Below are 9,768 nucleotides of genomic sequence, written 5' to 3' on the forward strand. Positions count from 1 at the left end.
TTGCTGAATTCTTCTTCAAACTGATAACTGGTAACTGATAACTGATAACTGTTAGATTTCGCCCTCATCGATATTCCTAGATTTTGATTTTGCCTTATTGGCACTACGCTTAAGGGCAGACAGCCGTGCTTCGTATCTAGAACGCTGGCGTTTGCTGGGTGTGGTGTCAATAAGGGTTTTCAAGGCGCTACCCAGACTTTTGTAGGCATTAGGGAGAGTGTAACCGAAGCGAGTTGCTAAGGCGATCGCTTTCTCGTCTGCATCAACTAATTCTTTGAATTGCTTTTCGCCACTATTCTTTTGATAAAGTCGCCAGCCGGAAACTCCGCACAAACCCAAAGCTAATACTAGCAACAATCCATCCTGTACCCACAACTCACCGACAGCGCCGCCTAAACCAATCGCCAACGCCGCCATTTCCCAACCATCTTTGGGAATAGTATCATTTTGAATGCGAGCTACTTCGTGCCAGAATAGTAAATTGCGCTGATCCATCGCCAGTGAATCCCATTTTGCCAAGTCGATTTGAACTTCTACTTGGTCTTTGCCAATTTCCTCGCAGCGGATCATCGGTGGATTAACCTCAGTCGTACCTTCAACTGTGACCCAGCTTTGCAATTCCGGTGGTAGTAAGCCCTTTAACCGCCGTAGTTCACTCATTTCTGCTTTGGCAGAGGAGGTTACATAGGATGTCATAATATCCAGCCCTAGAAAACTTCAGTATATTGAGGGTATCACTTTGGAGTATAGCGATTTCACTGGCGATTCGGCTCATTCGCCAGGAAAACTTCCCCTTCTTTTACGAGCTTCCATCGCCTTTTCTAAGAGATCAAGTAATCCAGGAGCTTGTTCTTGAATGCTGAGTAGAAGTCTCTCACCAAGTTCTACATTACCCGGGTCATGACCCGTTTCCATCACTGTCATCAGACGGGGTATCGCCACAGAATCAACAAGCTGAACTAACCCATGTAAACAACGGTTAAATTGTTTTTCTGTCAGAATCGAGTCTTCCAGGGGAAACTCAATTATCGCACGGATTTCCCCATCTGATGGGTCATACTCCCATTGCAGCATTTTGGTTTCCCAGGAAATATACAGCATTGTTTGAAGAATAGCTACTTTGTGAGGGTGATCGCTCACCCCTGATAACACTTGGGGCGCAAATAAGCGGAAAAATTTTCCCTCTTCGTCCAGCTGGACAACAATCAGGAAATCTTCAACATTATCACTTTCTACACCTGTGATAATACGGTCTTCTTCTTCGTCGATACGGTAGTCCCAACCAAGGTTGTCTAAATAATAAGCAATCTGTTGCAGATCAGCTGCCATAAATGCCTCATATGTTTACAGAGTGGCTGTTATCAGACCTAGTTTAACCTGCTAGAGGTAAGAGCATAGAATACCATTGCTACCTTCTTTTTTCTCGCCTTGTGTTCTCCACGTATAATAAAAAAGTAAGAAAAGTGACTTTTAAGACACCAATTGATGACTTTCCAGCGTTACCATAGATGATTTAGTTTCTGTTTGAAAAGTTATCGGTCTGGTAGCATATTCAAATGAAGTGGAGTTTTTCCTAAAAAAATAACAACTTCAATCTGTATAAAACATGTCAAATATATCTGACTATTGCACAACAAAAGCAGGCATCTTTCAAGAAGTAAAATCAGTAGAGGAAACTCTACCAATAAGAAATGATGCTTGCCGCTCAAAAATTTTTCTCCATCCCCATCCAACTTCAAAAGTTTGCCTTTTTTTCCACGGATTTACTGCTGGTCCCTACCAGTTTGAAGCAATAGGAAAAAAACTATTTGACGCTGGTTACAATGTTTTAGTACCCTTACAACCAGGTCATGGAGTCGCTGGAGATTGGAATGGAGACAATCCCCCTCCTCTACCAATGGAACGCGAAATTTATCAAGAGTTTGCACTTTATTGGTTGAAGGTGGCACAAAATTTAGGACAGCAAGTGATAGTCGGTGGAATATCCACTGGTGGAAATTTAGCAGCTTGGTTAGCTTTAGAACATCCCCAATCAATTGAAAAAGCTTTGCTATTTGCTCCTTACATAAGTGGTAATAATGCGATTATAAATTTTGTTGTGGAAGTTCTCCCAATTTATTATGAATGGCTGAATAAAGATAATACAGGTAATTTTGGCTATGAAGGCTTCCGCATTCCAGCACTGCGGATTTTTTTAGAAATGGGTCAAGAAATTATTGATAGAGTCAAAACGAATTTAGCAGTGCCGATGTTTATTATTTATAGTGAAAACGACCCAGCTATCAATCACTGTGAATTGCAATGTTTTTCTAAAGCGACAATTGAACAACAGCCAAAATCTTGGTATTACAGCTTTGATAAAATATTTGAAGTTCCCCACACAATGATGACAAAAACTGAGGGAAATCAATATCAAGATCTACTCATGACTATGGCTAAAGCTTATCTTGAAAGTGAGGTGACTTGGTCTGAAGTTATGGAAATTGGTTATCAAATACTGCAAGGAAACACTTTTGAGATTGCGACTCAACAGCTAAACTTAACAGAAAGAATTTCCCCAGATTTATCGGTTTTGTTGGCAGTGATGGATAAAAAAATAATTATTGATTATTCAAAAGAGAAAAAATCAGTCTGTTCTTGAAAATAAGTCTTGTCAAATGTTCAATTTATTGGGCAGATATTTTAATTGACTTCCAAATGCTACTCTCTACTTGATTAATCGCTACCATGATGCCATTTTCCGGGTTTTTTAGTAGAGAAAATTTGACTTGTTTAAAATAATCGTAAATAGCTTCTCGTAATCTTGGTTTTTCAACCGCAACTGTATGATTATAATCCCAAACATCCCAAATTATGATACCTATACCTAGAATCGGGTCTAATAACTGTGCTCCAATTTTTCCAGCCACGACACCACCAGTCTTTGCTGCCATTTTTGCACCAACTTTACCCGCAAAAGATACAGCAATTTTACTTCCTAGCTTTGTCACTGTTGGAATCATTGCTTTTGCAAGTAGGAAAGTACTTCCACCAGTCAAAACCTTCAATGATAAATTAGAGATATTTCCTTCCGTATCATTGATAGTCACTGCAATATTATCAAGATAACGCTCCCAATCTCCCTGAGGAATCTTGTAACTACTTTGAATCTTAGAAATATTTTTACCCAATTCTGCAAGATATAAATTTATACTATCTGTTGTAATATTCTCAAATTTTAGTTGTGCAATTTTTGGTCTGAGGACGCGCTTAGCAAATTCTATTTGAAAATCCTCAGTCAATTTTTCGTCTACTGCTTGTCTTGGAGATGGTTTTTTTTCATTAGTCCAATGAGTTACTGCTGAATATAACCACGTAAAAGAAGTACTCAACTCCATCTTCTTTTGATTAAAGTAATTAAAATACCAACTGAGGAAACTTTCATCAACACGAGTCATCAATTCATCAACCCAATTATCTAATTTTTCTGAAGCAAAACTCTCTGCTTGAGAATGTGCATTCTTCACAGCAGTAACGACTGCTTGATCGATATCTTTGGGTATTTGTGGGACGACTACATGAACTTCTTGACTAGGACTTTTACCTGAATCTCCTAGTTTTGTAGGAGATGAATTTGTTATTAACGCTTTGCCTAATAAGGGAATAATCACAATGATAATAACAACAGCCCATATAAAGGGAGTTATTGACTTAATAAAGTTACTCCAAGCTGTAATGCGTTGTGTCTTTTGTTGAAAAGAAGCTTTTTCTTCTACTTTCTGTGATGTCGTTGGTTCTTGAGCAGAAGTAGACTCTAAATCCTGTTGTTGCTCATCTGTCATAGTCTTTGGGATAATATATTACCTTCTTATCTAACTTAAACTAGCTTTCATCGAAATGCAAACTTTACTAGGTATAAAATTTCTATAATCAAAATCCGGATTTGAAAAATACTGTCCCATACTTTTTAGTCTTTTGGAGGGTGCCAACCAGCTATCACCCAATAACTACGAACTTCTAAAGCATCTGGGTCATCACTTAAATGCAGTGCTGCTATTGTTGCTCGACCAATTGGCGTTTTGCCAACAATACGCAAACCATCTTCTGTCCAGTAAAAATGCTCAAACAAAACTTGGGTACGGGGGTTAAAGAGTTTTACCGTCTCGCCTGTTTCTGAATCAACCCCTGTTATTTTATCGCTTTTGTAACGATTGCAAAGTGGACAAGCTAGCCATAGGTTCAATTCATCATTGCTACCACCTCTAGAGATAGGAATGATGTGTTCAATTTCCAAACGCGCCATGACTAAATGTTGAGGACTCAAGCAATAACCACAACGATTTCTTGCACTAGCGCGGACACGACGTTCTACCTCAACAGGAATACGACTACGAGCCATTGCTGTTAATTGAGAGGTGGTCTTAAGCCACGTTCAACAGCAACTTTTAAGGCTCTCGCTTTACGTACCAAACCACCTCGGTAAACCTGCATCAGTTCATCTAATTGTCTAACTTCTACATCATTAAGTAGTCCTTCTCGGTTACCTGCTAACAGATCACTGAAAACCTCTTGCTGTTCTGGTTCCATTTTTAGATCACACAAAACCAAAACCTGCTCATTTGGTAATGACTCAACAGGTAGTTCTGTAATAGCGCGGTCAATCCACTCTACTAATATATCTTCCAGTCGCCGATGTGTAATGGCAGCGATTTCTTTTGCTTGTTGTGCCAGTCTTTCTGGAAGTTCTATGGTAATGATTTCAGCCATTTTTTACTAGCTTTGCTTTATGAATTTGAATCTTTACGACATTTAAAAGCGAATTGGCAAAATCTGGATAGAAGCGGTGCTACGAGGAACTAAGTAAATTGCATATAGCTGTTCTGAAGTATCTGCTAACTCTAACACTTCACGTAAGTTTTCACTGTGAGCAATTAAACCATTAGCATTGTAAGCAACATATTAATTTCGATATAAATCCAATAACATCTGACGGTTGTGGTTTAGCCACTTCAGCATCTCGCGGCTTTCATTTTGAGATGGTGCTTGATTCACATATATTGCAGTTTATAAATTAAGTAATAAATTAAGTAATAAAAAATTTAGGTGTTTTTAAACAGCTTTTCTGTTTACCTCTTATTGTAAGCATGATGGGCAGGACAAGGGTGCAAAACAATTTCTGGTTTCAATACTACCGACTCCTTGGGTAAGAGGATAAGGCGCTTGGAAGTCGTGAGTGTAAATACTTATCTTCCTTGAATTCTGTGCCAACCACCATGACACAATTCTTTAAAAGTGCGTAAGTTTAGACCACGTACAATTATATAGAGTCACAAAAAAGTTATGAAGTTATTTTCTTCTATTTACTAGACAATTACTAATTAGACGAAAACGTTATGTTTTACACCGTAGAAGCTAGTGATACGCTACCGAACATTGCTGAAAAATTTTATGGCGATCGCACTCATTGGCAAAGTATTTACGATGCTAATCCAGATCTCATTGTACTTGTACCTGGAGTAGAACTTTTCATTCCCCTTGACTCATATTCCGAATTCCAAAGCGAATGTGAAATCATTGTTGTTTACGATAACAATGGAAGCCATATGCTTTGATAATTACCGAATGGTAAGGGCACAGCACTGCTAGTGTCCCTACGAAAAACCTGTGTTCTAGCCAATAGAAAACTGCTGCCAAAGGGGTGCGATACAAAGCAGCGTCAACGCCCTAACTCCTTACGGACACGCTGCGCGAACGGGCGGGGTGTAAGGGTGTAGAGGTGTAAGGGTGTAGGGGTGTAGGGGAACCCCCTCAATTTATTGATGGGGCTAAAAACTTCGACGCCGTATTTCTCGCAAAGTCGAGCCAGCGCCCTTCGGATTCATCTATGTCCTGCGGACACGCTGCGCGCTTGGCGGTTCAATAAAAAAAGTGCGCCACGACAAACGCCGACGCACCCAATAAAAATCATTACAACAAGAGGTAAAATTAAATCTTCGCTTCTTCCTTCACCAACTTATCCCAACCCAAATCTTTCAAACTGTTATTCCGACGTAGCGGACGAGTCACCAACTCCAGAATGTCACGTGCATTTGTAAAGCCGTGAATCTGAGCAAAAGTAAACTCCACAGACCACTTAGTATTAATCCCTCGTGCTTCCAACGGGTTAGCATGAGCCATACCAGTAATCACCAAATCTGGCTTCAAATCATAAATCCGCTGCACTTGATTGTAGTTGTCTGGCTTCTCCACAATCCTAGGCAAAGGTACGCCCATTTCCTTGCAAGTCTTCTCCAGCAACTTCAATTCAGCATCTTGATAACGCTTATCCATGTAGGGGATACCAATTTCCGGAACCGTCATACCACAGCGTACCAAGAAGCGTGCGAGGGAAACTTCCAGCAAGTTATCACCCATGAAAAACACAGACTTGCCACGAATAAGTTTTATGTAGTCTTCTAAACTTTCCCAAATTTGTGCTTCCCGTTCATCCAAACCTTTAGGAGTAATACCAAACACCGAGCAGATTTTCTCAATCCAAGCGCGGGTTCCATCTGGACCGATGGGGAAGGGTGCGCCAATCAGCTTACACTTGCGGCGACGCATTAAAGTAGTTGCAGTTCGGCTAAGAAAGGGGTTGACACCAGCGACATAATACCCTTCTTCAAGGACAGGTAATTCCGTAAAGCGCTTGGCGGGAAGCCAACCAGAAACTTTGATACCTTGCTTCTTCAATTCCAGTGTTAACTGAGTGACGACAGGATCAGGAAGGGAACCAAACAGCACCAATGGTGGATGATCCACGTACTCAGATTCTTCGTTGGCGACTTCTTCTTTTTTCTTTCCAAAATTGAGGAGTTTGGAAATAGCGTTACGTTCGTTCTTGTCTGTTTCCGCCACGGGTGCTTTATCAGGACAACGTGTCGCCATTGCTGCTAACACGGTATCTTCTCCTTGAGTGAAGGCGTAGTCCAAACCGTTAGCGCGTGCGACGACGATAGGAATACCAATTTCGGATTCTAGCTTGGGTGCCAAGCCTTCCAAATCCATTTTAATGATTTCCGTGGTGCAGGTGCCAATCCAAACAATGACACTGGGGTTGCGATCGCGCTTTATCTGCGTACACAGCCGCTTTAACTCTTCATAATCATTGAGTTTTGCGGAAATATCTCCTTCTTCCAACTCCGCCATTGCATAACGGGGTTCAGCAAAAATCATGACCCCCATTGCGTTTTGCAAGAAATAACCACAAGTTTTTGTACCAATCACCAAAAAGAAGCTATCTTCAATTTTTTGGTAAAGCCAAGCGACACAGCTAATTGGGCAAAAGGTATGGTAATTTCCAGTTTCGCACTCAAAATTTAAACTTTCTGATTGAGCAAGAGTCATTTTAGTGTTTTCTCCCCTTGATTTATTAAGCTAAAAGCGCGGTTGAAAGTAAGGCAGACTACATGTGGAAGAATGAACACTTCCCTCCAAACTGCCATAACTGACATCTTGCATTATTCTCAACAAGACTAAAAAAACCGGGTTTATAAACGTCAGATTAAGCAATTCTTGCGTCGTTATTCTCAAGAAACCCGGTTTTTGGCCTAGGTGCAAGATATCGATAATCTATGGCACATGGCAGCAGCCACACCCAAATTCAACACAATTTAAGTTAAGTCTTGGGGAACAGACGATCAATCTCTGATTCGTTTAGAGAACCAGAAGATTTATCTTCCCCTAAAAGCGTTTTGTTATCCGCTTCTCCCTTTTGGATTACGGTTTCGCTACCCCAGGAATCTGACAAAGCATCAGCAAACCCACTCTGATTTGATGCGGTTGCTGGAGAAGTTTTGCTGTCTACTTCCTTCAAATCATCAAAGGAAAGATTGCTGGACTCATCAGATGAGTGAGGTGCGTTGTAAAACTCAGTATTTGAAATTTTCTGGTTAGATAAAGAATGATCGATCCCGTGTTGAGTTGCTTGGAACTCTTTTGTTCTAGTCAGATTCTCCCTGGTTGGATTGAGTACCCTTGGAGAATTTGTCAGTGTTTCATCACTTAAATTTTCACTTGATAAATCTGACTCTTCCGCGTGTTTTTCTATACGCAACTTAGGAAGAGCACGGTTACCAAGAGCGAGATCAGGATCGAGATTTAACCCCAGTACTTCAACCAAGGTATCAGGATCAGGATTCAATTTGGAAAACGGCAGCATTAACTGTGCCAGCTTGGGTTCCAACGCATTAATAACTCCCAGGATGAGGTAAGAAGGTGGACGACTCCCGCCATCGGGAGTGTAAACAGATTCTACCTCCATGTGCAAGGAAATCCAGTCACGATTCACCTGGAAAAATTGCAACCACTTCTGCTTTAAAGATTCTGTAAAACTATCAAAAAAAGCCATATTGTCCCCCATCCTGGAATTAAGATGATTTATACAATCATCAAGTCTAATTCTTCTTCTGGATTAGGAACTTGTTGTTTACCCGGATTTAAATAGAAATCGGATAACAAAGCGAACACCTCGCGGTCTGGTGAATCATTTGGTACAACACCTTCCGGACAAGCCAAAATTTGGTCAGCGATGTTGAGATAGTAATCGCAAACGTAATTTAAACAGGGGTCAGATTCTGCCATTTCAAACAAAGTCTTACCTTTGACGCGGGAAACACGAATATCTTCAATCAAAGGCAAAACTTCTAAAACTGGCATCGGAACTGTTTCCACGTACTTGTCAATCAAGTCGCGCTTTGAGGTGCGGTTACCAATTAAGCCAGCAAGACGCAGCGGGTGAGTCCGGGCTTTCTCCCTAACTGAAGCTGCAATACGATTAGCAGCGAACAAGGCATCAAAGCCATTGTCAGTCACAATCATACAGTAATCAGCGTAGTTGAGGGGTGCTGCAAAACCACCGCAAACAACGTCACCAAGAACGTCAAACAAAATAACATCGTACTCATCAAAGGCGTTGAGTTCCTTCAAGAGTTTCACAGTTTCGCCAACCACATAACCGCCGCATCCAGCACCTGCAGGGGGACCACCTGCTTCGACACAATCGACTCCACCGTAACCCTTATAGATGACATCTTCGGGCCACACATCTTCGTAGTGGTAGTCCTTTTCTTGGAGAGTGTCGATAATCGTTGGAATCAAGAACCCGGTCAGGGTGAAGGTGCTATCGTGTTTGGGATCGCAACCAATCTGCAACACTTTCTTACCGCGCTTGGCTAGGGCGACGGAGATATTACAGCTTGTTGTGGATTTCCCGATACCGCCTTTTCCGTAAACTGCTAGTTTCACTGTTGTTTGCCTCTTATAGCTTTTTGTCAAACTCGTGGCTTAAACACTTACCTTCACCTAGCCTGAGATGGCGATATGTGAGGTCTCATGACTGTCATTATTGTGTAAGTTACCCAGAAAATAAAGGGGGCTGTCAAGTGTATTAGGGTTCTATGAGATGAATGATGGTTTAATCAAAAGAATTTGACTGTTGATTATTCTGCATCGCTTTTGAATACTTAAAACAAAAGTATTTTATTTCTTAATAATCTGTTTTTATAAAAAAAGTTACAAAACACAAAAAGCGAAAAATCTTTCTGTATCTATGGTTTTGATTAGAAAGACGTATGTGAAACACAGGGAACAGTAAGTAGGGTGGGCACTACTCACCTCTAGCTCACCGACTAATTAACCACCAGTGCCCACCCCACAGTTAGTGGACTATCCCTGTTGTTAAAGACGGTAAGTAAGGTGGGCACTACTCACCTCTAGCTCACCGACTAATTAACCACCAGTGCCCACCCC

General features: G+C 41.0%; 10 protein-coding genes and 1 pseudogene. 2 read left to right on the forward strand and 9 right to left on the reverse strand.

The window, feature by feature from the left end; genetic code table 11:
• Positions 1-51: 51 nt before the first annotated feature.
• Positions 52-696 (reverse strand): DUF3318 domain-containing protein, encoded by a 645-nt coding sequence (locus AC5JM2_RS12305; RefSeq protein WP_495835161.1) that lies wholly within the window; start codon positions 694-696, stop codon positions 52-54.
• 75 nt (positions 697-771) lie between these two features.
• Positions 772-1,329, reverse strand: coding sequence for a type III secretion system chaperone family protein (locus AC5JM2_RS12310; RefSeq protein ID WP_495835162.1), 558 nt, complete (start codon positions 1,327-1,329; stop codon positions 772-774).
• A gap of 277 nt (positions 1,330-1,606) precedes the next feature.
• On the opposite strand from AC5JM2_RS12310, the gene AC5JM2_RS12315 reads away from it, so the two are divergent.
• Positions 1,607-2,641 carry an alpha/beta hydrolase gene (locus tag AC5JM2_RS12315; RefSeq protein ID WP_495835163.1) on the forward strand — a complete coding sequence of 345 codons (1,035 nt, stop codon included), beginning with the start codon at positions 1,607-1,609 and terminating at the stop codon, positions 2,639-2,641.
• Between the two features lie 25 nt (positions 2,642-2,666).
• Here the strand turns inward: AC5JM2_RS12315 and AC5JM2_RS12320 are convergent, their stop codons facing one another.
• From AC5JM2_RS12320 to AC5JM2_RS12335, 4 genes and pseudogenes are all read right to left on the reverse strand, one after another.
• Positions 2,667-3,821 carry a hypothetical protein gene (locus AC5JM2_RS12320; RefSeq protein WP_495835164.1) on the reverse strand — a complete coding sequence of 385 codons (1,155 nt, stop codon included), beginning with the start codon at positions 3,819-3,821 and terminating at the stop codon, positions 2,667-2,669.
• Between the two features lie 125 nt (positions 3,822-3,946).
• On the reverse strand, positions 3,947-4,378 hold the full coding sequence (locus tag AC5JM2_RS12325) for an HNH endonuclease (RefSeq protein WP_495835165.1): 432 nt from the start codon (positions 4,376-4,378) through the stop codon (positions 3,947-3,949).
• 5 nt (positions 4,379-4,383) lie between these two features.
• On the reverse strand, positions 4,384-4,746 hold the full coding sequence (locus AC5JM2_RS12330) for a hypothetical protein (RefSeq protein ID WP_495835166.1): 363 nt from the start codon (positions 4,744-4,746) through the stop codon (positions 4,384-4,386).
• Between the two features lie 42 nt (positions 4,747-4,788).
• A pseudogene (locus tag AC5JM2_RS12335) lies at positions 4,789-4,926 on the reverse strand (DUF5678 domain-containing protein); the annotation flags it as partial.
• A gap of 446 nt (positions 4,927-5,372) precedes the next feature.
• On the opposite strand from AC5JM2_RS12335, the gene AC5JM2_RS12340 reads away from it, so the two are divergent.
• A complete protein-coding gene (locus AC5JM2_RS12340) occupies positions 5,373-5,591 on the forward strand; it encodes a LysM peptidoglycan-binding domain-containing protein (RefSeq protein WP_495835167.1) in 219 nt (72 codons plus the stop codon).
• Positions 5,592-5,964: 373 nt separating this feature from the next.
• Here the strand turns inward: AC5JM2_RS12340 and AC5JM2_RS12345 are convergent, their stop codons facing one another.
• From AC5JM2_RS12345 to bchL, 3 genes are all read right to left on the reverse strand, one after another.
• Positions 5,965-7,365 carry a ferredoxin:protochlorophyllide reductase (ATP-dependent) subunit N gene (locus AC5JM2_RS12345; RefSeq protein WP_495835168.1) on the reverse strand — a complete coding sequence of 467 codons (1,401 nt, stop codon included), beginning with the start codon at positions 7,363-7,365 and terminating at the stop codon, positions 5,965-5,967.
• 271 nt (positions 7,366-7,636) lie between these two features.
• A complete protein-coding gene (locus AC5JM2_RS12350) occupies positions 7,637-8,368 on the reverse strand; it encodes a DUF5331 domain-containing protein (protein WP_495835169.1) in 732 nt (243 codons plus the stop codon).
• A 29-nt stretch (positions 8,369-8,397) separates the two neighbouring features.
• Positions 8,398-9,264 (reverse strand): ferredoxin:protochlorophyllide reductase (ATP-dependent) iron-sulfur ATP-binding protein, encoded by an 867-nt coding sequence (gene bchL, locus AC5JM2_RS12355; protein ID WP_318561167.1) that lies wholly within the window; start codon positions 9,262-9,264, stop codon positions 8,398-8,400.
• Positions 9,265-9,768: the final 504 nt, after the last annotated feature.

The sequence above is a fragment of the Brasilonema angustatum genome (assembly GCF_059505445.1).